Here is a 24,652-nt window from a genome sequence, read left to right on the forward strand (position 1 = left end):
TTATCCCGCCAGTTTCTTTTTGTGCCAGCGGTTTAACCATTCTGAAATGATTAACGCGATGAATGCTAACACGATCGAGATAATACACAGTCGCATTGCTGCATTTTCACCATTAGGAATCTGTAGCAGTGTATACATCGCTAAGGGAATCGTTCTGGTTTCTCCCTCAATATTTGACACGAAGGTGATGGTTGCACCAAATTCGCCAAGGCAGCGAGCAAAGCCGAGTACAATACCCATTAAAATGCCAGGGAAAGCAAGCGGTAACGTAATGGTTAAAAATACACGGACTCTGTTCGCGCCCAAGGTTCTGGCGACATTTTCTAAACGAAGATCAATCGACTCAATGGCCAATCGAATCGATCGAACAACCAGTGGAAAGGCAACAACAGCTGATGCCAATGCGGCGCCTTGCCAGTCTAAACTAAAACTGAGTCCTAAATTTTGGTATAACCACTGACCAATAATGCCTTTCCTGCCCATCGTCATGAGCAGGAGGTAGCCAAGCGCAACGGGGGGTAAAACCAATGGCAGGTGAATCACGCTGTCAAATAACGATTTACCCCAAAAGTTACAACGAGCAAGTAACCAGGCCGCTAAGATAGCAATAGGTAAACTAAATACAACAGCAACGCCGGCAATTTTTAAACTAAGTAGCAATACCTGCCACTCATATTGCGTTAAGATCATTGCGTCACAAAACCGTATTGTTTAAATATCGCAGTAGCTTGTGAACTTTTTAAAAATTGGTAAAAAGCTTTCGCATCATTTGAATCGGTGAGTCTGGAGATTGGATATTCAATCGCTTCGAAGCTCTCTACTGGAAATTCGCCAATGACTTTAACTTTTTGACTGACTTTGGCATCCGTGCTGTAGACAATCCCTAATGCGGTTTCATCGCGTTCAACTAGCATTAAAGCATCCCGTACATTGCTAGCTCGAGCCAGCTGAGGCTCAAGTTGTTTAAACACACCTAAGTGAGTTAATGATTCTTTCGCATAAAGACCCGCTGGTACGTGATCAGGATCGCCGACTGCCATTTTTTCGTTGGCGGGTAAAATGGTTTGCCAATCGGTGTTACGGTCAATAACCACATTATTAAGTTTTGAGTCAATTGGGGCAATAAGCACTAACGCATTTTTGAGCAAGGTCTCTTTATTATTGGCTAGCTCCTCGTTAATTAAGTAGTCCATCCATTTTTGATCCGCTGACATGAAAATATCAACCGGCGCACCTTGCTCGATTTGTCTGGCAAGTACTGAGGAGGAGGCAAAAGAGAATAAAATGTTGCTATCAGGATGCTCAGTTTTATAGAGCGCACCAATATCTTGCATCGCATTGGTTAATGATGCGGCAGCAAAGACGGTCACTTTCTCGGCTGAAACAGCACAAAGACTAACGAGTAGGGCACTAGTTACGATAATCATTTTAATGAATTTGTTCATATACTTTCCTGGTTGAATACGCAGATTAAACGATGATATGTGATAATGAGGGTTTAATTTCGTTATATAAAAAATAATATAACGATTTTAACAAAATAATTATACGATGTATATGATATCGCGCGTTAAGCAGTGCGGTTTTTAGGTAGCGCGTGATGAACGATGAACGGTGGCATGCAGAGTATAACGATATTAATGCTGGGGCGTTAATACTAAAGGCGACAATTTGTCGCCTTTATGTACCTAAAAAATTAACCTAAACGATAATTAGGTGGTTCTTTGGTAATCGAAACATCATGTACATGGCTCTCTTTAATACCGGCGCCCGTGATACGGGTAAATTGTGATTTAGTTCGTAATTCATCGATGGTTGCACAGCCAGTTAAGCCCATACATGAACGTAATCCGCCCATTTGCTGATGGATAATCTCTTTTAATGGCCCTTTATAAGCAATGCGACCTTCAATGCCTTCCGGGACTAATTTATCGGCAGCATTATCGGTTTGGAAATAACGATCAGATGAACCTTTAGACATCGCGCCTAGTGAGCCCATCCCTCGGTAAGATTTGTATGCACGTCCTTGGTAGAGCTCAATTTCACCAGGCGCTTCTTCCGTCCCTGCAAACATTGAACCAACCATAACGCAGCTGGCTCCTGCAGCAAGTGCTTTGGCAATATCACCCGAATAGCGGATACCACCATCAGCAATAACAGGAATATGATGGGCTTTAGCTGCCTCAACCGCATCCATAATAGCGGTAATTTGCGGTACACCAACACCCGTCACAATTCTTGTTGTACAAATTGAACCAGGGCCAATGCCCACTTTCACTGCGCTAACGCCCGCTTTAATCAGTGCTAATGCCCCTTCAGCCGTTGCAACATTACCACCAATAATTGGCAAATCTGGATAAGCTTGTCTTGCTGCACGAATACGTTGTAATACGCCTTCTGAGTGACCATGCGATGAATCGATTAATAATACATCAACGCCGGCTTCAACCAGCGCGGCAATACGCTCTTCATTACCCGGTGCTGCGCCAACTGCCGCGCCTACACGTAGGCGGCCTTGTTCATCTTTACACGCATTTGGTTTGGCTTCGGCTTTTTGGAAGTCGCGTACGGTAATCATGCCTTTTAAATGAAAAGCATGGTCGACGACTAAGACTTTTTCAACTCGGCGTTCGTGCATGCGTTGTAATACTACTTCACGAGGTTCATTTTCAAGTACGGTGACTAAACGCTCTTTTGGTGTCATAACGGCAGTGACTGGTGAGGTTAAATCGGTTGCAAAGCGCACATCACGCGCGGTAATAATACCCACGAGTTCATTATTGCTGTTGACGACAGGAAAACCGGCAAAACCATAATCTTTCGCCAGTTTTATCACATCATTAATCGTAGCGGTTGGTAAAACCGTGATTGGATTTTGCACAACACCGCTTTCGTGTTTTTTCACTCGTTTGACATGCTCTGCTTGCATTTCAATCGGCATATTTTTATGAATAAAACCAATACCGCCTTCTTGCGCTAAAGCAATCGCTAAAGCCGCTTCGGTCACAGTATCCATCGCTGCCGAAATCATTGGCAGGTTAAGTTTTATAGTGGGGGTTAACTGTGTGCTAATATCAGCCGTGTTAGGTAAAACGGTCGAATGAGCTGGAACTAATAAGACATCGTCGAAGGTCAGTGCTTCTTTAATTATGCGAGACATAGCAATATTCACCGTGAGAGTTGAAGAAAAGTTTTGATAAAATATTGCCGAAGCATTCTATATTTTTTTATTGGGTAAAGCCAGTTATTTTTAATAAAAATGCGAATTAAATCGATTGTTGTCTTTATTAACGTGGTATTTACTTTATTTTTGCAGTATGACTTAGTTCGGTAGACTTATTTTGCCGATTAAAAGATAAACCGATATTAAATCAAAATTAACCTATAACTCATTAGGTAAATTCTTTATAATGGTGCTCTCTTGATTTTGATAAGGTGCCATTATGTCTAAACAATCCTTAGCCAGTTCCATTGTCAAACCATTACAGAGTCAGATCGCCATTGTCATGGGGTCCAAGAGTGATTGGGGCACCATGCAACATGCCGCAGATATGCTAATACAGCTTGCCGTGCCGTTTCAGGTAGAAATTGTTTCCGCGCATCGAACGCCGGATAAATTATTTCAATTTGCTGAAAAAGCGAAAGAGAATGGCTTTAAAGTGATTATCGCCGGAGCGGGCGGGGCCGCTCACCTACCGGGTATGTTGGCAGCAAAAACCTTAGTCCCTGTGCTTGGCGTACCAGTACAAAGCGCCGCGTTGAGTGGGATAGATAGTTTATACTCGATTGTGCAGATGCCAAAAGGCATACCAGTTGGCACTCTTGCCATTGGTAAAGCCGGCGCCGCGAATGCTGCGTTATTAGCCGCCCAGATTTTGGCAATTGATGATGCGTCACTTTTCCAACGGCTTGAAACATTTCGGCAGGCTCAGACTGATGATGTGCTTGCCAATTCAGATCCCAGAGTAAGTTAAGCGCTAATGACAAGGAGCTTTCCATGAAATCGGTATGTGTATTAGGTAATGGTCAATTAGGACGAATGCTTCGTCAGGCGGGCGAGCCATTAGGTATTGATGTGTATCCGGTTGGTTTAGATCTAGATCCCGCAACTATCCCTTATCAAAATTCGATAATTACGGCTGAAATTGAACGCTGTCCAGATACGCCCTTTACGCAAATTTTAGCGCAGCATCAGGCTTTTATTAACCGCGATGTATTTCCGATTATTGCTGATCGCTTAACACAAAAGCAGCTGTTTGATCGTTTGCATCTACCGACGGCAGCCTGGCGAATTCTAGAACATGCCGATATTTGGCCGACTTTATTTAATCAATTAAGTAATTTGTTGATTGTGAAGAGCCGAGTCGGGGGATACGATGGACGAGGTCAATGGCGCGTGACGGCTGACTGTGTTGAACAAGTACCTTTAGAGGCTTACCAATCTTGCATTGTTGAGCAAGCAATCAACTTTGACGGTGAAATGTCATTAATTGGTGCACGTAATCGCCAAGGTAAAATGGTGTTTTATCCTTTAACGCATAATTTTCATCAAGCTGGTATTTTAAAAATGAGTGTTGCGCAACCTGATGTTGATGCAACGCTACAACGGCAAGCTCAAACCATGTTAAGCACCATTATGACCGAACTTGATTATATTGGCGTAATGGCGATGGAGTGCTTTGCTGTTGGCGATAAGCTTTTGATTAATGAGCTTGCTCCTCGGGTACATAATAGTGGCCATTGGACACAAAATGGCGCATCGATTAGTCAGTTTGAATTGCATTTAAGGGCGATACTCGATTTACCACTACCAAGCCCAGATGTCTTTTCGACTAGTGTAATGGTTAACTTGATTGGCACGCCTTATCATCAAGATTGGTTATCGGAGCCGCTCGTTCATTTGCATTGGTACAATAAAGAGGTTCGAGCAGGGCGCAAAGTGGGTCATTTAAACCTTACTCATCAGGATCACGAGCGCTTAAGTCATTCGCTAAGCACGTTAAGAACGATGCTGCCAAGTGATTATTTGAGCGCGATTGAGTGGGCACAAGAAAAATTATTAGCGTCAGGGATTGAGGGTTAATATGATTGATTTTAAAAGTAAAATTAGTTATCAGCGCCATGTTGGTGGGCAAAAAGAGTGTGAGGCTAATGAGTATGCGCTCATTCGCCGTTTTGAAAGTGACCGTGGTCGCATTTTGAATTCTGCCGCTATCCGTCGTTTGCAACAAAAGACACAAGTTTTCCCATTAGAGCGCAATTCGGTGGTACGCACCCGGTTGACGCATTCACTCGAAGTCCAACAAGTTGGTCGCTATATTGTCAAAGAGATTTATCAGCGCTTAGAGATGAGCCATCAATTAAAGCAATATGGTTTGGATAAACTCAGTGTTGTGATCGAAAGTTTAGTTGAAATGGCGTGCTTAATGCATGATATTGGCAATCCACCCTTTGGCCATTTTGGTGAAGCCGCAATTAATCATTGGTTTACAAACCGTTTAGGCGTTGATAAACAACAGACAGATTATACCTTACTGAATTATCAGCCAACAGATAGTGCGGCTTTGAATGAGCTGCGCAAAAAAGTACGACAAGATTTATGTCATTTTGAAGGCAATGCGCAAGCGATTCGTTTGGTGCATACGATTTTAAAACTCAATTTAACCTATTCACAAATTGCCTGTATTTTAAAATACACCAAGCCGGCTTACTGGACGCAAGCATTGCCTGCTCAGTTTGATTATTTAATGAAAAAACCAGGATTTTATTTAGCTGAAGAACCCTTTGTAAAAGAACTACTTAGTAGCCTTGGGCAACAAGAGTATCACCGTTATCCGTTAACTTATATTATGGAAGCGGCTGATGATATCTCTTACTGCATTGCCGATTTAGAAGATGCGGTGGAAAAACGTATTTTTACGGTTGAACAACTGTACGATTATTTGCACGAGGAGTGGGGGCCAATAAAAGAGGGTGATCTTTTTGATGTGGTAGTGAAACGGGCCTACTCGAGTTTAAAACACAGTGCATATTATCCTATTGGCGTTGATCAATTTTTTATGTACTTAAGAGTGAATACGATCGGTAAATTGGTGCCACACGCAGCTGAGCGTTTTATTGAGAATATTGATGCGATTTATGAGGGTTCGTTTAATCACGCTTTACTCGAGGATCATGATGCGGAGTTTAAACTGCTCGATATTTTTAAAAATGTTGGTTTTAAGCATGTGTTTAATCATGAGTCAGTGGAAAATATTGAGTTACAAGGTTACCGCATTATTAATGGTTTGCTCGATATTTACTGTCCTTTGCTCGCCATGCCGGCTCATGATTTTTTAGAATTAGTCGAAAAAGGTCGCCACAAACATTATATGATTGAAACGCGATTATTCCATAAATTATCCGCTAAGCATTGTATTGCTTATGAACAAGCGATTGAACAACTCGATAGGCAAGCGGAGGGCTTTTTGGTTTGGGAGTTTTATTATCGGTCGCGTTTGATTCAAGATTATATTAGCGGCATGACCGATCACTTTGCCTATGATGAATATCGACAATTAATGGTGACTGATTAGCAATAGGTCGACCGCATAAAATAGTAGATATGTCATAAAAATGACATGATCTCTTTATAAGCTATTTCTTATCAAGCTCGGTGTTAACTTAAAAGGAAATAGCTATGCAATTAACTTCAATCAAACTTCCCGCTCTGTTGTTATCTTCTTTATTTCTTAGTCAGAGTATTATGGCTGACGAATTTTTTTATACTCGGTCAGCGGTAGGAAATATTACAGATTTTGGCGGGGCAAAGCGTTTAAATCGTCAACAGGTAAGTGAATTACAGCAGATTATTAATAATAATAAAGCGAAGAATGTCATTTTATTAATTGGTGATGGCATGGGCGATGCTGAAATTACCGCCGCACGCAATTATATTAAAGGTGCTGGCGGTTATTTTTCGGGATTGGATAGCTTGCAGTTTACTGGTTCTTATACACACTACTCTCTTGATAAATTGAGTCACTTACCAAATTATGTTACTGATTCTGCGGCCTCTGCGACGGCATGGACAACTGGCGTTAAGACTTATAATGGCGCATTAGGCGTCGATGTATTTCAGCAACCACATAGAACTTTGTTAGAACTTGCTAAAGAACATGGAAAAGCAACTGGAAATATCTCTACTGCTGAAATTCAAGACGCGACACCTGCAGCATTATACGCTCATGTCATAAATCGAAAATGTTATGGGCCCGATGTTACCAGTGACATTTGTCAAATCAATGCGTTAGAAGCGGGTGGTGCCGGTTCGATTACGGAGCAATTACTCAATGTTCGTGCCGATGTTACATTAGGTGGGGGTGTCAAAACATTTGCGGAGTTAGCAAAAGCGGGGCAATGGCAAGGAAAAAGTTTAACTCAGCAAGCTACTGAGCGTGGTTACCAGATTGTTACCAATCTCGATCAACTTAACAATATTAAGCATGCAGGTCAAACAGATCCTCTTTTAGGTTTATTTGCGCCAGGCAATATGCCAGCACGATGGATTGGTCCTCAAGCGGTTTACCACGGCAACTTAGATGATAACGCCGTGACATGCAGCATGAATCCACAACGTAAATCCCAAATACCGACTCTTGCAGAGATGACTAAAAAAGGCATTAAATTGTTGCAAAGTAATCCTAATGGGTTCTTTTTGCAAGTTGAAGGTGCATCGATTGATAAACAAGCGCATTATGCCAATCCGTGTGGTCAATTTGGCGAGGCTGCTGATTTGGATGAGGCAGTATTAGTGGCATTACAATTTGCCAAAGAAAACAGCGATACGTTAGTTATTGTGACGGCTGACCATGCTCATGCTACGCAGATTATCCCCGTTAACAGTCAGGCATATGGGTTAACGCAAACATTAAAAACCCAAGATAATAGTTTTATGGCGATAAGTTATGCGACGAGTGAAACGGAAAGCCAAGAACATACAGGCACACAAGTAAGAATAGCGGCTTACGGTCCCTCAGCCGCCAATGTGACGGGACTTATCGATCAAACCGACTTATTTTTTATTATTAGTGATGCATTATCATTAAATCAAGTAACATCGACGCAATAGCTTGTACATTTGGATAATACACTTCGTGTATTATCCTTTGGTTATTTAATTAAATAACATGATTTTACCCATCAACTCATACCGTAACGAATTAAATTAAAAACTGGCACAACATTTGCAGGACTATTGATGATTTTTTCAATTACGAGGAGCTGCTATGAAGTTAGTTACTGTTATCATTAAACCTTTCAAACTAGAAGATGTACGAGAAGCCTTATCAAATATTGATATCAATGGATTAACGGTGACTGAAGTCAAAGGATTTGGCCGCCAAAAAGGGCATGCTGAGCTCTATCGTGGTGCGGAGTACACCGTGAATTTTTTACCTAAGGTTAAAATTGAGGTGGCAATTGTTGATGAGCAGCTTGATGATGTTTTAGCAACAATTACGAAGGCGGCTTACACCGGAAAGATTGGTGATGGCAAAATTTTTGTCACTCCCCTTGAACACGCTATTCGTATTCGTACTGGTGAAACCGATGATGCTGCGCTTTAAGTGATATTTGTATAAATGATGAAAAACTCGAGAACAGGATTTTGATTATGTTAAAAAAATTAATAATACTAGCCAGTCTTTTTATATCAGCGAGTGTGCTAGCTGATGATAGGATTGCTGAAAAAGTCGCTAGCAGTGCAGATAAAGCTGATAACGCGTTTATGATGATTTGTACTGCATTAGTGCTGTTTATGTCAGTCCCAGGCATTGCGTTGTTTTATGGCGGATTGCTACGCTCTAAAAACATTTTATCGATGTTGTCACAAGTACTCTTTACCTTTTCATTAGTTTGTGTGCTTTGGATTTTATATGGCTATTCACTTGCCTTTGGTGATGGCAATTGGTTCTTTGGTAACTTTGATCAAATTTTGTTATCTGATATTAAGATGACAGATGTTGAAGGATCTATCTATCAATTAGTTTGGGTTGCATTTCAAGGGTCATTTGCTTGTATTACTTGTTGTTTAATTCCCGGTGCCTTTGCTGAGCGAATTAAGTTTTCTGCAGTCATTATTTTTATGCTGATTTGGTTCACTTTTTCTTACATTCCGATGGCGCATATGGTGTGGGGTGGTGGTATCCTTGGCGATGAAGGTGCATTGGATTTTGCAGGCGGAACGGTAGTACATATTAATGCTGCGGTTGCTGGATTAGTCGGGGCCTATTTAATTCGTAAACGGTTAGGTTTTAATAAAGAAGCATTAAAACCGTTTAATTTACCGTATGTCTATATTGGTGCTGCCATTTTGTATATTGGTTGGTTTGGTTTCAATGCTGGCTCTTCAACTCAGGCAGATGAAATTGCGGGGCTTGCATTTATTAATACTATGGCAGCAACTGCTGCCGCAGTACTTTCGTGGTCGACGGTTGAATGGATTCATCGCAGAAAACCATCGTGTTTAGGTGCGTGTTCGGGAGTGATTGCTGGACTCGTTGGTATTACGCCAGCGGCGGGATTTGTCGGTGTTGGCGGTGCGCTTATCATTGGCTTAGTATGTGGTGCGGTTGGGGTATGGGGCGTATCAGCATTAAAACGTATGCTACGTGTTGATGATACTTGTGATGTATTTGGGGTGCATGGTGTCTGTGGAATTGTTGGCTGCTTATTAACCGGTATTTTTACGGCTGAATCGTTAGGTGGCGTTGGTTATGCCAATGGTATTAATATGATATCGCAAATTGGTATTCAAGCGCTGAGCATTGTCACTTGCGTTGTTTGGACGGGAGTCGTTGCCTTTATTGCCTTTAAAATTGCCGATAAACTTGTTGGTTTACGTGTGTCAGAAGAGCATGAACGTGAAGGATTAGATATTAATAGTCACGGTGAAAGTGCGTTCAACCAATAATGGTGCAGAGATAAGAAAGGCTAGCAAAGCTAGCCTTTCTTTTGTTTTTAATCAATACATTATAGAATAAATTTACTTAGATCTTCATCTGCAACTAATTTATCCAGATGACTACTCACATAATCGGCATCAATCGTAATGGTGTTACCACCTAGATCACTGGCATCAAATGACACTTCTTCTATTAAGCGCTCAAGTACGGTATGTAAGCGACGAGCACCAATATTTTCATTTTGTTCATTAACTTGCCATGCGGATTCGGCAATTTTACGAATACCTTCTGGAGTAAATTCAATATTGACACCTTCCGTTGCCATTAATGCTTTATATTGCACGGTTAATGACGCGTTGGGTTCCGTTAAAATACGCTCAAAGTCTTGCGTTGTTAACGCCTGTAATTCAACTCGAATAGGTAAACGGCCTTGTAGCTCAGGAATCAAATCAGATGGACTTGCTGTTTGGAATGCCCCTGATGCAATAAATAAAATATGATCCGTTTTTACTGAACCATGCTTGGTTGACACAGTGCAGCCTTCAACCAGTGGTAATAAATCGCGTTGTACCCCTTCACGTGATACATCAGGGCCTGACGAGTTACTGCCACGTTTACATACTTTATCGATTTCATCAATAAAGACAATGCCATTTTGCTCTACCGACTCGATGGCTTCATGTTTTAAATCCTCAGGATTAACCAGCTTAGCGGCTTCTTCTTCAATGAGCTGCTTAAAGGCATCTTTAATTTTCATTTTTCGAGGCTTACTTTTTTGCCCACCCATATTTTGAAACATGGATTGTAATTGACTGGTCATCTCTTCCATACCTGGAGGTGCCATGATTTCAACGCCAATATTAGTCGCAGAAAGTTCAATTTCAATTTCTTTGTCATCTAAAGACCCTTCACGTAATTTTTTACGGAAAGCTTGTCTTGCTGTTGATTCGGTCGGATTGTCAGTTTGACCCCATCCATCTTTAGCCGGCGGTACTAACACATCTAAAATACGTTCTTCAGCAAGTTCTTCAGCGCGATTACGATTTTTTTCAATCGCTTGGCTTCGGATCATTTTTACGGCTGAATCGGTCAGATCGCGGATAATCGAATCAACTTCTTTACCAACGTAACCGACTTCGGTAAATTTGGTCGCTTCAACTTTAATAAAAGGTGCATTAGCAAGCTTAGCAAGGCGTCTGGCAATTTCAGTTTTACCCACACCCGTTGGTCCAATCATAAGAATATTTTTGGGGGTGACTTCATGACGCAATGCCTCATCAAGTTGCATACGTCGCCATCGGTTACGTAGCGCGATTGCAACGGCACGTTTTGCTTTATCTTGACCAATAATATGTTGGTTAAGTTCGCTAACTATTTCTCTTGGGGTCATTTCGGACATAATCTGTTCTCTTCAATATGTTTATCAATTTATTAAATTAGTATCATTGGTATTACACCAATGATGATTAATAATTTAATTCTTCAATTGTTTGGAAACTATTGGTGTACACGCAAATGTCACCAGCGATGGTGAGTGATTTTTGTACAATATCTTTTGCTGATAATTCAGTACTATCAAGTAAAGCTCTTGCGGCCGCTTGTGCATATGGACCACCTGAACCAATAGCAATTAAATCGTCTTCTGGTTGGATAACATCACCAGTACCAGTGATAATCAACGAGGCAGTTTCATCGGCAACAGCAAGTAGCGCTTCGAGTTTTCGTAGCATTCTGTCTGTTCGCCAATCTTTGGCGAGTTCAACAGCCGCCTTCGTTAGGTGTCCTTGGTGCATTTCAAGCTTTCGCTCGAATAGTTCAAATAATGTAAAAGCATCCGCTGTGCCACCGGCAAAACCTGCGATCACTTTATTGTTATAAAGGCGGCGCACTTTTTTTGCATTGCCTTTCATGATAATTCGTTCCCCTAGAGTCACTTGGCCATCCCCGCCAATGACAACTTGTCCGTTACGACGGACGCTTACAATTGTAGTCACATTTTGCTCCTTGAATTTATATCAGTTGATCAATATTCACGATCAAGCTGAGGATAGATATAGTTTATATTGGGATGATAAAATGCTTTTCAACTCGAGAAGTGTAGAGAAATGTTAATGACATGGTGTGTAATTCCTTAGTTAATCATTTAGATTAGATATCGTTATTTGCTCATTGAATATAATCATTGTTGTTGATATTTCTATGATAAACGTTACTGCTATGACTAAAATCATGACTCATTAGAAATAGTTGCTTGACACTCGGTCTAATATTTGATAGAAATAGCACTATTATTTTTAAAATTTATTAAGAGAACTAAATGTTTAACTCAATGAACCTCCTACTCAGCCTCCTCCTCCTCGCATCGTCTTGCGCGGATAGTCTGTATTCGGAGTAAAATTGGATTAACATTTGCTTCATGATTAACAGAAACCCGCGCTAAGTTGCGGGTTTTTTGTTTTTTGAGATTAGAAAAACTTGCAGCATAAACTGGCAAATTTAGTATTTAATATAAGGAAAAAACAAATGAGCAATCAAGTAATTATTTTTGACACCACATTACGTGACGGAGAGCAAGCATTACAAGCCAGTTTAAGTGTGAAAGAAAAGCTACAAATTGCTTTAGCATTAGAAAGAATGCGCGTTGATGTGATGGAAGTGGGCTTTCCCGTTTCTTCTCCTGGTGATTTTGAATCCGTGCAGACGATCGCCAGAACAATTAAAAATAGTCGCGTTTGTGCATTAGCAAGATGTGTTGATAAAGATATAGATGTCGCTGCCGAAGCTTTAAAAGTCGCTGAACAATTTCGTATTCATACTTTTATGGCCACCTCAACGTTACACGTACAAGATAAATTAAGAATGTCATTTGATGATGTTGTTGCCAGAGCGGTTCATAGTGTGAAACGTGCGCGTAATTATACTGACGATGTTGAATTTTCTTGTGAAGATGCAGGGCGTACGCCAATCGATAATTTATGTCGCATTGTTGAAGCGGCAATCGCTGCTGGGGCGACAACGATTAATATTCCCGATACAGTTGGTTATACCGTTCCTTACCAGTTTGGTGGTATTATTCGCACCTTATTTGAGCGTGTACCAAATATTGATAAAGCGATTATTTCGGTGCACTGCCATGATGATTTGGGTATGTCAGTGGCCAACTCAATTAGTGCGGTACAAGAGGGAGCTCGTCAAGTTGAAGGCGCGATGAATGGTTTAGGTGAGCGTGCTGGTAACACGGCTTTAGAAGAAGTGATTATGGCGATCAAAGTTCGTCAAAATATTTTAAATGTCCATACCAATATTAATCATCAAGAAATTTATCGTACAAGCCAAATTGTCAGTCAAATAGCTAATATGCCAATTCCGGCCAATAAAGCTATTATTGGTAGTAATGCCTTTGCCCACTCTTCAGGTATTCATCAAGATGGCGTGTTAAAAAATCGTGAAACTTACGAAATTATGACGCCAGAATCGATTGGTTTAAATCAAGTACAGTTAAATTTAACATCCCGTTCTGGTCGTGCCGCAGTAAAACACAGGTTACAAGAATTAGGTTACCGTGATGAAGATTATAATTTAGATGCGATTTATGCAGCGTTTTTAGCCTTAGCAGACAAAAAAGGCCAAGTGTTTGATTATGATTTAGAAGCTTTAATTTTTATGAATAATCTAAAAGATGATGAAGAGCACTTTGCCTTAGATTATTTTAACGTACAATCGGGTACGACGGTGGTATCAACTGCGTCAGTTAGTTTAACCGCAGGGGATGAGAAAAAATCAGACGCAGCAACGGGTAATGGTCCTGTCGATGCGGTTTATCAAGCTATTAATCGTATTACAAATATTCCGGTTTCTGTTGTAAAATATCAATTAGCCTCTAAAGGGCAAGGTGAGAATGCATTAGGTCAAGTCGATATTGTGGTTGAATATAATAGCAGACGTTTTCATGGTGTGGGTTTAGCAACGGACATTGTAGAAGCATCAGCTAAAGCGTTAATTAATGCGTTAAATAATATTTATCGTGCTTCAATTGTTGCCGCAGCAAAGCAGCGTTTACACGGTTAATATGTAAAATTACCTAATTAGAAAATAACACAATAGAAAAACAATTGAGGATCATTTATGTCACAGTCATACCATATAGCCGTTTTGTCTGGGGATGGAATCGGCCCAGAAGTGATGAAACAAGCCTATAAAGTACTCGATGTTATACGGGAAAAATACCAATTATCGATCACGACCAGTGAATATGATGTTGGAGGCGCTGCCATTGATATTCATGGTTGTCCATTACCTAAAGAGACACTAGCAGGGTGTGAAAAAGCTGATGCCATTTTATTCGGTTCTGTCGGTGGACCAAAATGGACTCATCTACCACCGGATCAACAGCCTGAACGCGGTGCATTGCTACCACTACGTAAACACTTTAAATTATTTGCTAATATGCGTCCTGCTAGTCTTTATCAGGGATTAGAAGAACTTTGCCCGTTACGCGACGATATTGCAAAGCGTGGTTTTGATATTTTATGTATGCGTGAGTTAACTGGTGGAATTTACTTTGGATTACCAAAAGGCCGTGAAGGCAGTGGCCCACAAGAAAAAGCATTTGATACTGAAGTTTATCACCGTTTTGAGATCGAACGTATTGCTAAAATGGGTTTTGAAGCGGCAAGATTACGCCGTAAAAAAGTGACCTCAATTGATAAAGCCAATGTCCTACAAACTTCAATTTTATGGCGTGAAGTGGTCAGTGAAGTGGCAAAAGCTTATCCTGATGTCGCCTTAGAGCATATGTATATTGATAATGCGACGATGCAGCTGATCAAAGATCCTGCTCAATTCGACGTGATGCTATGTTCAAACTTATTTGGTGATATTTTATCTGATGAGTGCGCGATGATTACTGGATCAATGGGAATGCTACCTTCTGCAAGCCTAAATGAAGAAGGATTTGGGCTTTATGAACCAGCCGGTGGCAGTGCGCCTGATATTGCTGGTAAGAATATTGCTAACCCTGCAGCGCAAATTTTATCGCTTGCTTTATTAGTACGATATAGCTTAAAACGCGACGATATCGCTAAACAGATTGAAAATGCTGTTAATAAAGCGCTTGAACAAGGTTATCGCACGATTGACTTAGCGCGTGGCGGCAAACATATTAGCACCGATGAGATGGGCGATATTATCTGCAATTTGATCTAATAAAATTTATAAAGGAATACAGCAATGTCGAGCAAACAACCTAAAACATTGTATCAAAAGTTGTATGATGCACATGTGGTGTATGAAGCACCCAATGAAACACCTATTTTATATATCGATCGTCATTTAGTTCATGAGGTCACTTCACCACAAGCATTTGATGGTTTACGCGCGATGAACCGCACGGTTCGTCAGCCGCATAAAACATTTGCAACGATGGATCATAACACGTCGACCAAAAGTAATGAACTAAGTGCATGTAGTGAAATGGCTAGAATTCAGTTAACTGAATTGGCTAAAAATACCAAAGAGTTCGGTATTTCATTATATGATATTCAAAGCCCGTTAAGAGGGATTGTCCATGTTATTGGGCCTGAGCAAGGGATGACATTACCCGGTATGACGATTGTATGTGGTGATTCACATACGGCAACGCATGGTGCTTTTGGTGCTTTAGCCTTTGGTATTGGTACATCTGAAGTTGAGCATGTGTTAGCGACACAAACCTTAAAACAAGGCCGCGCTAAAACAATGAAAATCGAAGTGAATGGTCAAGTTGCTGAGGGTATTACAGCAAAAGATATTATTCTGGCGATTATTGGCAAAACAACCAGTGCCGGCGGAACCGGTTATGTGGTTGAGTTTTGTGGTGATGCGATCAAAGCATTATCGATGGAAGGTCGCATGACGTTATGTAATATGGCGATTGAAATGGGCGCAAAAGCGGGTATCGTTGCACCTGATGACGTTACGTTTAACTATGTTAAAGGGCGTCAGTTTGCGCCAAAAGGCGAGGATTTTGATCGTGCAGTTGCTTATTGGCAAACATTAAAAACTGATGATGGTGCGCATTTTGATAAAGTGGTCACTTTAGCGGCTAAAGATATTGCACCACAACTTACTTGGGGCACAAACCCAGGTCAAGTGACATCAATTGATGGTGTTGTACCCAATCCGCGTGATTTTGATGATTCAATTGAGCAACACTCTGCTGAGCGCGCTTTGGCCTACATGGGATTAAGCGCTGGTACCAAAATGACGGATATTAAAATTAATAAAGTGTTCATTGGCTCATGTACCAATTCACGTATTGAAGATTTGCGCGCAGCAGCAAGTATTGCCAAAGGCCGTAAAGTTGCTGATGGTGTGCAAGCATTAGTTGTGCCAGGTTCAGGTCCGGTTAAAGCGCAAGCGGAAGCAGAAGGATTAGATAAAATTTTTATCGAGGCTGGATTTGAATGGCGCTTACCGGGTTGTTCAATGTGCCTTGCAATGAATGACGACAAATTAGCACCGGGTGATCGCTGCGCATCGACAAGTAATCGTAACTTTGAAGGTCGTCAAGGTCGTGATGCTAGAACGCATTTAGTGAGCCCTGCAATGGCCGCAGCTGCTGCTATTACGGGTCATTTCACCGATATCCGTCAACCATTTTAAGGCTATTACTTTTGGGAAACAATCATGGCTAAATTTACTAAACATCAAGGCTTAGTGGCACCTTTAGATGCTGCTAATGTTGATACAGATGCAATTATTCCTAAGCAATTTTTACAAAAAGTAACCCGCACCGGGTTTGGCCAACATGCCTTTCATGAGTGGCGATTTTTAGATGATGCAGGGCAAAAACCGAATCCGGAATTTGTATTAAATAAACCGCGTTATAAAGGCGCAACTATTTTACTAACACGTGAAAACTTTGGTTGTGGCTCATCACGTGAGCATGCACCATGGGCGTTAGCTGATTATGGTTTTAAAACGATTATTGGTTCAAGTTTTGCTGATATTTTTTATAATAACTCATTTAATAACCAGTTATTGTTAGTTAATCTATCGGAAGATGAAGTGGATGAATTATTCAAATTGGTTGATGAAAACGAAGGCATTGAATTTACCGTTGATCTTGAAAAAGAAGTGGTTATTGCCGGCGATAAAACCTATTCGTTTAAGATTGATCCTTTCAAACGCCACTGCTTGCTAAATGGTTTGGATAATATTGGTTTGACATTACAGCACGAAAGCGCGATTAGTGACTTTGAGCACAAAGTTCCTCGCTTTTTAGCGTAATACAATACGGTTCATAGCCCATAAATGGATATTTTATGGGCTATTTTGTTTTATACCAGTGAAAGAAGTATGAGAGACTTATGACACAATCAGATAGCCATCACGACAGAGTAAAGCTGCAATTTGGCGAGCAAGCAAATGCTTATTTAACCAGTTCTGTGCATGCTCAAGGTGACGATTTAAAGCAACTTGCCGTATTATTAGCCAATTATCCTAATGCGAACTTATTAGATTTGGGCTGTGGGGCTGGGCATGTGAGTTTTTTAGCCGCACAAGCGGTTAAATCAGTCACTGCCTACGATTTATCTGACGAGATGCTAAATGTTGTTAGTAAAACAGCTAAAGAGAAAGCGTTGCATAATTTAGTGACTACGCAAGGCATCGTTGAAAAATTGCCATTTGCTGATAAAAGCTTTGATATTGTCACTAGTCGTTATTCACTTCATCATTGGCGAGATGCTGGTGTGGCAATGCGCGAAGCGGTTCGCGTGTTAAAACCCGGTGGTAAACTTTTTTTAATCGATGTGACGTCACCAGGCCATCAGGTGCTTGATATCTGGTTGCAAACGGTTGAGGCATTACGAGATACGTCTCATGTTAGAGATTACTCGCCAGGTGAATTACTGACCTTTATTACCGAAGCTGGGCTAATGGTTGATAAGACCTATCGCTATCGCTTATTATTACAATTTGAAAGTTGGGTTAAACGGATGAGAACGCCTACGCATTTTATTGATGCGATCAAACAATATCAAGTTTCAGCTAGCAAAGAAGTCCAGCAATATTTTGAGCTTCAAGACGATGGCTCATTTACCAGTGATACACTCCTAATTGAGGCAACTAGTCATGAATAAATTATTTTTAACCAAAGCTGTTTTGTTTGATATGGATGGTGTCTTGCTCGACTCAGAGCCATTATGGGATGAGGCGGTTAAAGACGCGCTAGCCATTTACGGTGTTGATTATGATGAGTTACACCGAAAATATGAATTATCATTGACTGGGGTACGTATTGATCAGGTAGCAAATTTATATTGCCAGCTTGTGCCGGAAAAAAATATGCACAGCGAAACGCTGGTAAACAAAATTATCGACTTAGTTATTGAGAAAGTCTCTGCAACTAAGCCCATTTTTGCAGGGGTAGAAGAGGCATTAATGCTCTGTCGTGAATTAGGTTTGAAAGTTGGCCTTGCATCGTCTTCACCAATGCGCGTTATTGATGCGGTAACGGATTGTTTGAATCTCACCCATTATTTTGATGTGCGCGTATCAGCTGAAAAGTTGGCTTATGGCAAACCAAATCCAGACGTGTATTTACTGGCTGCCCAAAAATTGGGTGAAAGTCCGTTTAACTGTTTGACGATTGAAGATTCTATTCCAGGTATGATTGCAACGAAAGCGGCGCAAATGAAATCGATCGTGATTCCAGCCGCGCATGAGCGCACTCTTCCACAGTGGTGCCTTGCTGACTATCAATTTAAATCACTATTGGAACTGTCTCGAGCACATTTAAAATAATCGAAAAGTGCTGATTAAGTTTGGAATTTTGTCTACTTTAAGTTATAACTAGTATATACTTATTAGTAGTTTGATAATTTATATATTCACAATTTGATATAAGGGGTTATTCATGGAAAAGGATAAAGTAGTAAAACCTTCATTCCAGAACGTATTAGAGTATGTTCGTCTATCTCGTCGTTTAAATAAACTCAAACGCGAAATCACTGATAATGAGAAAAAAATTCGTGACAACCAAAAACGTGTGTTGCTACTTGAAAATTTAAGTGATTATATTAAACCTAATATGACGTATGATGAAGTTCAAGCAATTATTGCCAATATGAAACTTGATTATGAAGATCGTGTTGATGACTTTATTATTAAAAATGCTGAAATCTCAAAAGAGCGTCGTGAAATATCATCAAAAATGCGTGTAATGAGCTGCAGCTAAGCTTTAGCGAGTTACTAAAAAACCAAAACAACTGTTTTGGTTTTTTTATGCTTAAAACAATCTAACTATCCACCAGCGAATTTGACTCTAAAGCCTTTTGATTCCAGTAACTCTTTGAGTAGTTCTCGTTTATCGCCTTGAATCTCAATGGTACCCTCTTTGACGCTGCCACCACAACCACAGCGTTTTTTTAACTCAGCGGCAAGCTTAGTCAATTCTATATTCTCTAAGTCTAATCCGGAGATGACACAAACTCCTTTGCCTTTTCTACCCGCCGTTTGTTTTTGTATACGAACAATGCCATCGCCTTTGGAACTGATAGATTTATTGGGTACTGGTTTTATTCGACCTGTTTCAGTCGAATAAACAAGATGATTTTCTGACATAAGACAAACCTTAAACGGGCTCGAGTGTTGATAATATATCTCGTAGTGTTTGCTCAGGCTGATCAGATTGGGTAATTGGGCGACCAATAACTAAATAATCTGACCCTGCTGCTTGAGCACGTTGCGGGGTCATTATTCGGCGTTGGTCATCTGGATCCGTGCCAACTGGACGGATGCCTGGTGTTACTAATTTGAAATCGCTACCTAAGCGAGTCCTAAAACTTTGTACTTCTTTAGCTGAGCACACAACACCATCTAAACCACAGTTTTTAGCAAGTACTGCCAGCCTTGTCGCTTGCTCTAATGGTGACACATTGATGCCAATTTCATTTAAATCAGCTGATTCCATACTAGTTAACACGGTAACGGCAATTAGCATGGGTGCATCTTTACCATAAGAATAGAGCGCATCTTTAGCAGCTTGCATCATGCGTGAGCCACCACTTGCGTGAACATTCGTCATCCAAACACCGAGATCCGCTGCAGCGGTCACTGCTTTTGCAACTGTATTTGGAATATCATGAAATTTTAAGTCAAGGAAGACTTCAAAGCCTTTATTATGAATTTGTTTAATAAATTCGGGACCTGCTATTGTAAATAGCTCTTTACCGATTTTTAAACGGCAATCTGTTGGTTCAACACGATCAATAAAATTCCATGCTGATTTAATATCGGCAAAATCGACAGCAACAATAATTGGTGATGGCATGATATAATTCCCTTGTATAAATGCACTATTCTAGCAATTCATCGAAATATAACTGAGTGCTATTATAGCAATACTTACACTCTATTTTGAAGTTAATTAGCCGAAGAATAGAGGATTATTTCCGATTGAGCTAGTAGATTACTTATGATTAAGTCTTGATTCAAACTTGTGATGGTGGCAAGTTGTTTACGGGTACTTTGCCACCGCTCATAAAGCTCAATGATTTTTTCAACTTTATATGTAGCAATTAATCTAATGAGTGGCACCTGATCGCGGTTAATAATGAATCGACCTGATTTCTGTTTAGCTTTGAGCGCATCGCTAATGAGTGTACAAAACCAGTCTAAGTACATGAAGATATTGTCTTGATGAATTAATATCTCACGCAACGCCCACATCTCTTTTTGCATCATATTATGTTGTAATTGCTGATTAAATTGCTCACGTGCTTGCCAGCACTCGGTCGTTAATAGCGATAATGCAGCCAAAGGAGCATTACAACTTAGTAACAAGGCGGTTGCCAATTGATTGTCATTATACTGACCGCAATCGCACTTTGTTTTTAGCCAAGAGATTGATGTTTCAATATCAGGAACCGCTAAAAAATAAAATTGACAACGACTGCGAATTGTCGGTAATAGTTGACCATTATTTTTGTCTGAAAGTAGAAAATAGGTATTTTCTGGTGGTTCTTCTAATGTTTTTAGTAACGCATTGGCTGCGGCTTCTGTCATCTGTGAAGCGGCTTTTATCCAAATAACTTTATTGCCACCTTGCTGAGCACGTTCATATATTTTTTTTGTTATTTGTCTAATTTGATCAACGCCAATCAACAATTTATTTTTTTCGGGTTCAATCACATCATAGTCAGGATGATTATTTGCTAAGAATAGCTGGCAGTGATGGCATTGTTGGCATGGTTGGTTATGCTTTGGCGTTAAGCACAGCAAACGCATTGCCAGCTGACTCATGAGGAGATCTTCACCCGAGCCAGGCAGATAATGAATTAAGCGCGCATGGTGAGCTCGTCCTTGATTTAAAGGTAGCGTTAAATCCCGATAGCCATTTAGCAACCAAGGATAAGCTGCAATAGTCGAATTAGTCGATTCCATTTGAGTGCAACCAAAGATTAAGGACGTGTTGAAGATCATGTGTTACGTGTTCTAGCGATTGTGAAGCATCAATTGTGATGATACTTTTATCACGACGGGCTAGTTCTAAATAACGAGCACGAATGCGCTCGAAAAATGGTAAGGATTCTTGCTCGATACGATCAAGTGCACCACGGGATCTTGCGCGTTGTAAACCTAATTCAGGTGAGATATCCATATAAATGGTTAAATCGGGTTTAAATCCTGCCAATACACCTTCTCTTAACATTGAAAGGAATTGTGGATCGATTTGCCTGCCGCCACCTTGATAAGCTTGGGTTGACAGATCATGGCGATCACCAATCACCCATTTATTGGCCTGTAATGCTGGTTTTATGACGTTTTCGATGAGTTGAATACGAGCGGCATAAAACATCAATAACTCTGCTTTATCAGTGAGTGGCTCATCGTTGAGACCCTTTTTTATAATAGTTCGTAATGCTTCTGCAATCGCAGTGCCACCAGGTTCTCTTGTATAGACAAGTTCAGTAATATTTTTCTTGATTAAAATATGGGTAACAGCATTGATGGCGGTTGTTTTTCCTGCGCCTTCAAGACCTTCAATAACAATAAACTTACCAAGCATAAGATCAATCCTTCGTTTTTAACAATCAGAATTATACGCTATTATCATATAAAATACTTATCAATTTATTTATCTTTAGTATGATTTTTAATCATTTTATTTGTTTTTTTAGTTATCGATATATTTTTTAAAATTTATTTGTTTTTAAAAAAGAAATAAATAAACGTAAAAAATTAGATAATTGTGTTTTTTGTGTTGAAAAGCAAAAAAAAGCCATCATAATAACACTAAATGAGTAATCTATTTAATATTATAATTTGCAAGTGGGAGATGAAAAAATGGTTAACGATATGACACTAGAACAGCTTGAAGTTGTACTACGTAAAATAAATTGGGCTCAAGAAATTCTTAATTCAGCACAAAATAGTGCTGAAGATTCGAAAATTATTGATATTTTATCTGGTATTTCATTTATTATTGGCTCAGCATCATGTGATGTCGAAAATTTATATAGTGCTTTACGATAATAAAAAATGAATGTTTAACTCAAAATGATCCCGCTGAGTGCGGGATTTTTTTATAGATAAGTGGTTATTTCTTCTTTAGACCATCTAAATTGTGTTGATTGCGGATTTTTACGATATCCAAAGGCAAGACATAAGGCAATACCAAAATTGTGTTCATTAATCTGAGGGCTAGCTTTAGCAAGTTCTGCGAGCAATTTATCTGCTTGAAAACCACCGATCGCACACGAGTCAATTTGACGATAAGCCGCTGCGGTCATCATATTTGCGCACGGGATGTAGCATTGCATTTCAGACCAATTATCTACACTTACGCCATGCGATAATCCGTTATTACAGTAATTGATAAAATATTGACAGGCGGCATCAAGATCAAAAGAAGCACCATCAGTTGGTAATGAACGTTGGACGGTTTGCCTTAAATATTCACTTTGCATTGTAAATTGTGTTGATTTACGATATAGGACGACGATGAAATGAGAGCAGGTTGTTACTTGCTGCTGATTATAACAGGCTGTTTTTAATTTTTCTTTCAGTGAGTCATTCGTAGTCACAACAAAGTGCCAAGGTTCCATGCCAAATGAAGAGGGTGAAGTTCGTCCTGCTTCCAAAATATAATCAATATCTTGTGCGGATATTTTTTTTGCCTCGTCGAAAACTTTGCAAGCATGACGAAAATTAAAAGCTTGAGTGAGCTTATCCATGTTGTCTCCAGTCTAAATTATTTTGATTGCCACGGTGCTACTTTATATAGTAGCAACATTCCGGGAATAGCAAGTATCGTACATAACCCAAAAAAATTTGTCCATCCCACATTTTCGACAATAACACCAGTTGATGCATTGATCAGTGTTCGAGGAATTGAGGCAAAACTAGTGAAAAGTGCAAATTGGGTTGCGGTATATAATGGATTGGTTGTTTTGGCAATAAAAGCGACAAAAGCTGCCGTCCCTAAACCCACACCTAACGCTTCAAAGCCAATGACGGCTGCCAATAAAATAAGCTGGGCTGATCGAATGTTTTCAAATGGTCCTTCAATTGATAACCACAAAAATCCGAGTATTGATAACAATTGCACAATTCCAAATAACCATAATGCACGATTAATTCCAATTTTAATCATCGTAATGCCGCCGATTAAGGCACCAAATACACTTGGCCATAGTGAGGCATTTTTGGCAATTAATCCGATATCTATGCGGGTAAATCCCATTTTAAGATAAAAGGGTGTTGCAAGGGATGTTGCCATGCTATCGCCTAATTTATACAGGAAAATAAATGCCAGAATCGTTAGCGCTGATTTTATGCCATTACGCTGAATAAATTCAACAAATGGTTTTGTGATGATATTTTCAATTTTATACGGTTTAGCAGTGAATTTATTGGGTTCTTTAACCAATAATGTCATAACGATGGCTGGGAACATAAAACACGCGGTAATCATAAATACAATGTCCCAAGCATAAAAATTAGATAAGATTAATGAAAGCGATCCCGGTACTAAACCAGCAATGCGATAAGCGTTAATATGAATACTATTACCGAGTCCTAGCTCTTTATCTGAAAGTAGCTCTCGCCGAAAGGCATCAAGCGCAACATCTTGGGTAGCTGAAAAAAGTGCTATTGCAAAGCTGAGAATGGCGATAAGCATAATATTGAGCTGGGGTGAAATAAATCCTAATACTGCGATACTAAAGAATAATAAAATTTGTGTGCAAATCATCCATCCTCGTCTACGCCCCATATTAAATAATGAAATATTATCCATGAACGGTGCCCAGAGGAATTTCCATACATAGGGTATTTGAGTAAGTGTAAATGCACCAATTGTTTTGATGTTAACACCTTCACTTTCTAACCAAGCAGGCATTAGTTGAATTAAAAGATAGAGTGGTAATCCAGATGCAAAACCAGTAAAAACGCAAATGAGCATTTTAGTTGTTAAAATGGTGCGGATGATCGATTCAGTATTTTGTGCTTTATTATTCATGTCAATCGCATATGCTATTTTGTATTTTTATCTATAGGCTATATTGATTATACCACAGCTTGCGTGTAGGAATATCATCTGTTTTAAAAACCATGAATATAGAACTTAGTATCAATATTTTAGTCTCTATCATCATGCTAAATCAGAAAATTGCAGCAATAGCTATCTATTGATTTATATTTAGAAAGGATTATGCTAATAA

General features: G+C 39.8%; 25 protein-coding genes. 14 read left to right on the forward strand and 11 right to left on the reverse strand.

Annotated elements, in window-relative coordinates; all coding sequences use genetic code 11:
- The 3 genes from modB to guaB form a co-directional block, all read right to left on the reverse strand.
- On the reverse strand, window positions 1-690 hold the full coding sequence (gene modB, locus DES39_RS01180) for a molybdate ABC transporter permease subunit (RefSeq protein WP_121143946.1): 690 nt from the start codon (window positions 688-690) through the stop codon (window positions 1-3).
- Window positions 687-1,445, reverse strand: a complete 759-nt coding sequence (gene modA / locus DES39_RS01185; RefSeq protein ID WP_121143947.1) for a molybdate ABC transporter substrate-binding protein — start codon at window positions 1,443-1,445, stop codon at window positions 687-689. Before modA ends, modB begins: the two co-directional genes overlap by 4 nt.
- 251 nt (window positions 1,446-1,696) lie before the next feature.
- Window positions 1,697-3,160 (reverse strand): IMP dehydrogenase, encoded by a 1,464-nt coding sequence (guaB, locus tag DES39_RS01190; RefSeq protein ID WP_121143948.1) that lies wholly within the window; start codon window positions 3,158-3,160, stop codon window positions 1,697-1,699.
- 283 nt (window positions 3,161-3,443) lie between these two features.
- Between guaB and purE the strand changes: the two genes are divergently transcribed.
- From purE to amtB, 6 genes are all read left to right on the forward strand, one after another.
- Window positions 3,444-3,974, forward strand: a complete 531-nt coding sequence (gene purE / locus DES39_RS01195; protein WP_121143949.1) for a 5-(carboxyamino)imidazole ribonucleotide mutase — start codon at window positions 3,444-3,446, stop codon at window positions 3,972-3,974.
- A 23-nt stretch (window positions 3,975-3,997) separates the two neighbouring features.
- Window positions 3,998-5,083 (forward strand): 5-(carboxyamino)imidazole ribonucleotide synthase, encoded by a 1,086-nt coding sequence (purK, locus tag DES39_RS01200; RefSeq protein WP_121143950.1) that lies wholly within the window; start codon window positions 3,998-4,000, stop codon window positions 5,081-5,083.
- 1 nt (window position 5,084) lies between these two features.
- Window positions 5,085-6,575, forward strand: coding sequence for a dGTPase (gene dgt, locus DES39_RS01205; RefSeq protein WP_121143951.1), 1,491 nt, complete (start codon window positions 5,085-5,087; stop codon window positions 6,573-6,575).
- A 104-nt stretch (window positions 6,576-6,679) separates the two neighbouring features.
- The gene (gene phoA / locus DES39_RS01210; RefSeq protein WP_121143952.1) at window positions 6,680-8,110 is read left to right on the forward strand and encodes an alkaline phosphatase; all 1,431 of its coding nucleotides are present in this window, start codon (window positions 6,680-6,682) and stop codon (window positions 8,108-8,110) included.
- Between the two features lie 157 nt (window positions 8,111-8,267).
- Window positions 8,268-8,606, forward strand: coding sequence for a P-II family nitrogen regulator (gene glnK / locus DES39_RS01215; protein ID WP_121143953.1), 339 nt, complete (start codon window positions 8,268-8,270; stop codon window positions 8,604-8,606).
- Window positions 8,607-8,653: 47 nt separating this feature from the next.
- Window positions 8,654-9,952 carry an ammonium transporter AmtB gene (amtB, locus tag DES39_RS01220; protein WP_121143954.1) on the forward strand — a complete coding sequence of 433 codons (1,299 nt, stop codon included), beginning with the start codon at window positions 8,654-8,656 and terminating at the stop codon, window positions 9,950-9,952.
- Window positions 9,953-10,011: 59 nt separating this feature from the next.
- On the opposite strand, the gene hslU is transcribed toward amtB, so the two are convergent.
- Entirely contained in the window at window positions 10,012-11,343 is a 1,332-nt protein-coding gene (gene hslU / locus DES39_RS01225; RefSeq protein WP_121143955.1) for an ATP-dependent protease ATPase subunit HslU, read from the reverse strand.
- A 67-nt stretch (window positions 11,344-11,410) separates the two neighbouring features.
- Window positions 11,411-11,938, reverse strand: a complete 528-nt coding sequence (gene hslV, locus DES39_RS01230; RefSeq protein ID WP_121143956.1) for an ATP-dependent protease subunit HslV — start codon at window positions 11,936-11,938, stop codon at window positions 11,411-11,413.
- Between the two features lie 529 nt (window positions 11,939-12,467).
- Here hslV and leuA point away from each other — a divergent pair.
- The 7 genes from leuA to tmaR all read left to right on the forward strand — a co-directional run bounded on the left by leuA (window position 12,468) and on the right by tmaR (window position 19,164).
- A complete protein-coding gene (gene leuA / locus DES39_RS01235) occupies window positions 12,468-14,012 on the forward strand; it encodes a 2-isopropylmalate synthase (RefSeq protein WP_121143957.1) in 1,545 nt (514 codons plus the stop codon).
- Between the two features lie 57 nt (window positions 14,013-14,069).
- The gene (gene leuB / locus DES39_RS01240) at window positions 14,070-15,149 is read left to right on the forward strand and encodes a 3-isopropylmalate dehydrogenase (protein ID WP_121143958.1); all 1,080 of its coding nucleotides are present in this window, start codon (window positions 14,070-14,072) and stop codon (window positions 15,147-15,149) included.
- Between the two features lie 24 nt (window positions 15,150-15,173).
- Window positions 15,174-16,586, forward strand: a complete 1,413-nt coding sequence (gene leuC / locus DES39_RS01245; RefSeq protein WP_121143959.1) for a 3-isopropylmalate dehydratase large subunit — start codon at window positions 15,174-15,176, stop codon at window positions 16,584-16,586.
- 21 nt (window positions 16,587-16,607) lie between these two features.
- Window positions 16,608-17,213: a 3-isopropylmalate dehydratase small subunit gene (gene leuD, locus DES39_RS01250; protein WP_121143960.1), complete on the forward strand. Its 606-nt coding sequence runs from the start codon at window positions 16,608-16,610 to the stop codon at window positions 17,211-17,213.
- A gap of 80 nt (window positions 17,214-17,293) precedes the next feature.
- Window positions 17,294-18,067 (forward strand): class I SAM-dependent methyltransferase, encoded by a 774-nt coding sequence (locus DES39_RS01255; protein WP_121143961.1) that lies wholly within the window; start codon window positions 17,294-17,296, stop codon window positions 18,065-18,067.
- Entirely contained in the window at window positions 18,060-18,731 is a 672-nt protein-coding gene (hxpB, locus tag DES39_RS01260) for a hexitol phosphatase HxpB (protein ID WP_121143962.1), read from the forward strand. Before DES39_RS01255 ends, hxpB begins: the two co-directional genes overlap by 8 nt.
- Window positions 18,732-18,843: 112 nt before the next feature.
- The gene (gene tmaR / locus DES39_RS01265) at window positions 18,844-19,164 is read left to right on the forward strand and encodes a PTS system regulator TmaR (RefSeq protein ID WP_121143963.1); all 321 of its coding nucleotides are present in this window, start codon (window positions 18,844-18,846) and stop codon (window positions 19,162-19,164) included.
- A gap of 65 nt (window positions 19,165-19,229) precedes the next feature.
- Here tmaR and yciH read toward each other — a convergent pair whose 3' ends face one another.
- The 4 genes from yciH to tmk form a co-directional block, all read right to left on the reverse strand.
- Complete coding sequence (gene yciH, locus DES39_RS01270) at window positions 19,230-19,550, reverse strand: stress response translation initiation inhibitor YciH (protein ID WP_121143964.1); 321 nt, start codon at window positions 19,548-19,550, stop codon at window positions 19,230-19,232.
- Window positions 19,551-19,560: 10 nt separating this feature from the next.
- Window positions 19,561-20,259, reverse strand: a complete 699-nt coding sequence (pyrF, locus tag DES39_RS01275) for an orotidine-5'-phosphate decarboxylase (protein ID WP_121143965.1) — start codon at window positions 20,257-20,259, stop codon at window positions 19,561-19,563.
- Window positions 20,260-20,351: 92 nt separating this feature from the next.
- Window positions 20,352-21,371: a DNA polymerase III subunit delta' gene (gene holB, locus DES39_RS01280; RefSeq protein WP_170143298.1), complete on the reverse strand. Its 1,020-nt coding sequence runs from the start codon at window positions 21,369-21,371 to the stop codon at window positions 20,352-20,354.
- Window positions 21,358-21,996 carry a dTMP kinase gene (tmk, locus tag DES39_RS01285; protein ID WP_121143967.1) on the reverse strand — a complete coding sequence of 213 codons (639 nt, stop codon included), beginning with the start codon at window positions 21,994-21,996 and terminating at the stop codon, window positions 21,358-21,360. The genes holB and tmk overlap by 14 nt, the downstream gene beginning before the upstream one ends.
- 278 nt (window positions 21,997-22,274) lie before the next feature.
- Here tmk and DES39_RS01290 point away from each other — a divergent pair, with 278 nt between their 5' ends.
- A complete protein-coding gene (locus DES39_RS01290; RefSeq protein WP_121143968.1) occupies window positions 22,275-22,463 on the forward strand; it encodes a hypothetical protein in 189 nt (62 codons plus the stop codon).
- Window positions 22,464-22,513: 50 nt separating this feature from the next.
- Here the strand turns inward: DES39_RS01290 and DES39_RS01295 are convergent, their stop codons facing one another.
- Window positions 22,514-23,164 (reverse strand): NAD(P)H-dependent oxidoreductase, encoded by a 651-nt coding sequence (locus DES39_RS01295; protein WP_121143969.1) that lies wholly within the window; start codon window positions 23,162-23,164, stop codon window positions 22,514-22,516.
- 17 nt (window positions 23,165-23,181) lie between these two features.
- Window positions 23,182-24,450, reverse strand: a complete 1,269-nt coding sequence (locus tag DES39_RS01300; RefSeq protein ID WP_121143970.1) for an AmpG family muropeptide MFS transporter — start codon at window positions 24,448-24,450, stop codon at window positions 23,182-23,184.
- Window positions 24,451-24,652 lie beyond the last annotated feature (202 nt).

The sequence above is a fragment of the Orbus hercynius genome (genome assembly GCF_003634275.1).
Taxonomy (GTDB): Bacteria; Pseudomonadota; Gammaproteobacteria; order Enterobacterales; family Orbaceae; genus Orbus; species Orbus hercynius.

Bases quoted from the DNA above. Each gene is read 5' to 3' on its own strand.
- modB (WP_121143946.1), bottom strand. From the start codon at position 690: ATGATCTTAACGCAATATGAGTGGCAGGTATTGCTACTTAGTTTAAAA.
- modA (WP_121143947.1), bottom strand. From the start codon at position 1,445: ATGAACAAATTCATTAAAATGATTATCGTAACTAGTGCCCTACTCGTT.
- guaB (WP_121143948.1), bottom strand. From the start codon at position 3,160: ATGTCTCGCATAATTAAAGAAGCACTGACCTTCGACGATGTCTTATTA.
- purE (WP_121143949.1), top strand. From the start codon at position 3,444: ATGTCTAAACAATCCTTAGCCAGTTCCATTGTCAAACCATTACAGAGT.
- purK (WP_121143950.1), top strand. From the start codon at position 3,998: ATGAAATCGGTATGTGTATTAGGTAATGGTCAATTAGGACGAATGCTT.
- dgt (WP_121143951.1), top strand. From the start codon at position 5,085: ATGATTGATTTTAAAAGTAAAATTAGTTATCAGCGCCATGTTGGTGGG.
- phoA (WP_121143952.1), top strand. From the start codon at position 6,680: ATGCAATTAACTTCAATCAAACTTCCCGCTCTGTTGTTATCTTCTTTA.
- glnK (WP_121143953.1), top strand. From the start codon at position 8,268: ATGAAGTTAGTTACTGTTATCATTAAACCTTTCAAACTAGAAGATGTA.
- amtB (WP_121143954.1), top strand. From the start codon at position 8,654: ATGTTAAAAAAATTAATAATACTAGCCAGTCTTTTTATATCAGCGAGT.
- hslU (WP_121143955.1), bottom strand. From the start codon at position 11,343: ATGTCCGAAATGACCCCAAGAGAAATAGTTAGCGAACTTAACCAACAT.
- leuA (WP_121143957.1), top strand. From the start codon at position 12,468: ATGAGCAATCAAGTAATTATTTTTGACACCACATTACGTGACGGAGAG.
- leuB (WP_121143958.1), top strand. From the start codon at position 14,070: ATGTCACAGTCATACCATATAGCCGTTTTGTCTGGGGATGGAATCGGC.
- leuC (WP_121143959.1), top strand. From the start codon at position 15,174: ATGTCGAGCAAACAACCTAAAACATTGTATCAAAAGTTGTATGATGCA.
- DES39_RS01255 (WP_121143961.1), top strand. From the start codon at position 17,294: ATGACACAATCAGATAGCCATCACGACAGAGTAAAGCTGCAATTTGGC.
- hxpB (WP_121143962.1), top strand. From the start codon at position 18,060: ATGAATAAATTATTTTTAACCAAAGCTGTTTTGTTTGATATGGATGGT.
- tmaR (WP_121143963.1), top strand. From the start codon at position 18,844: ATGGAAAAGGATAAAGTAGTAAAACCTTCATTCCAGAACGTATTAGAG.
- yciH (WP_121143964.1), bottom strand. From the start codon at position 19,550: ATGTCAGAAAATCATCTTGTTTATTCGACTGAAACAGGTCGAATAAAA.
- pyrF (WP_121143965.1), bottom strand. From the start codon at position 20,259: ATGCCATCACCAATTATTGTTGCTGTCGATTTTGCCGATATTAAATCA.
- holB (WP_170143298.1), bottom strand. From the start codon at position 21,371: ATGGAATCGACTAATTCGACTATTGCAGCTTATCCTTGGTTGCTAAAT.
- tmk (WP_121143967.1), bottom strand. From the start codon at position 21,996: ATGCTTGGTAAGTTTATTGTTATTGAAGGTCTTGAAGGCGCAGGAAAA.
- DES39_RS01290 (WP_121143968.1), top strand. From the start codon at position 22,275: ATGGTTAACGATATGACACTAGAACAGCTTGAAGTTGTACTACGTAAA.
- DES39_RS01295 (WP_121143969.1), bottom strand. From the start codon at position 23,164: ATGGATAAGCTCACTCAAGCTTTTAATTTTCGTCATGCTTGCAAAGTT.
- DES39_RS01300 (WP_121143970.1), bottom strand. From the start codon at position 24,450: ATGAATAATAAAGCACAAAATACTGAATCGATCATCCGCACCATTTTA.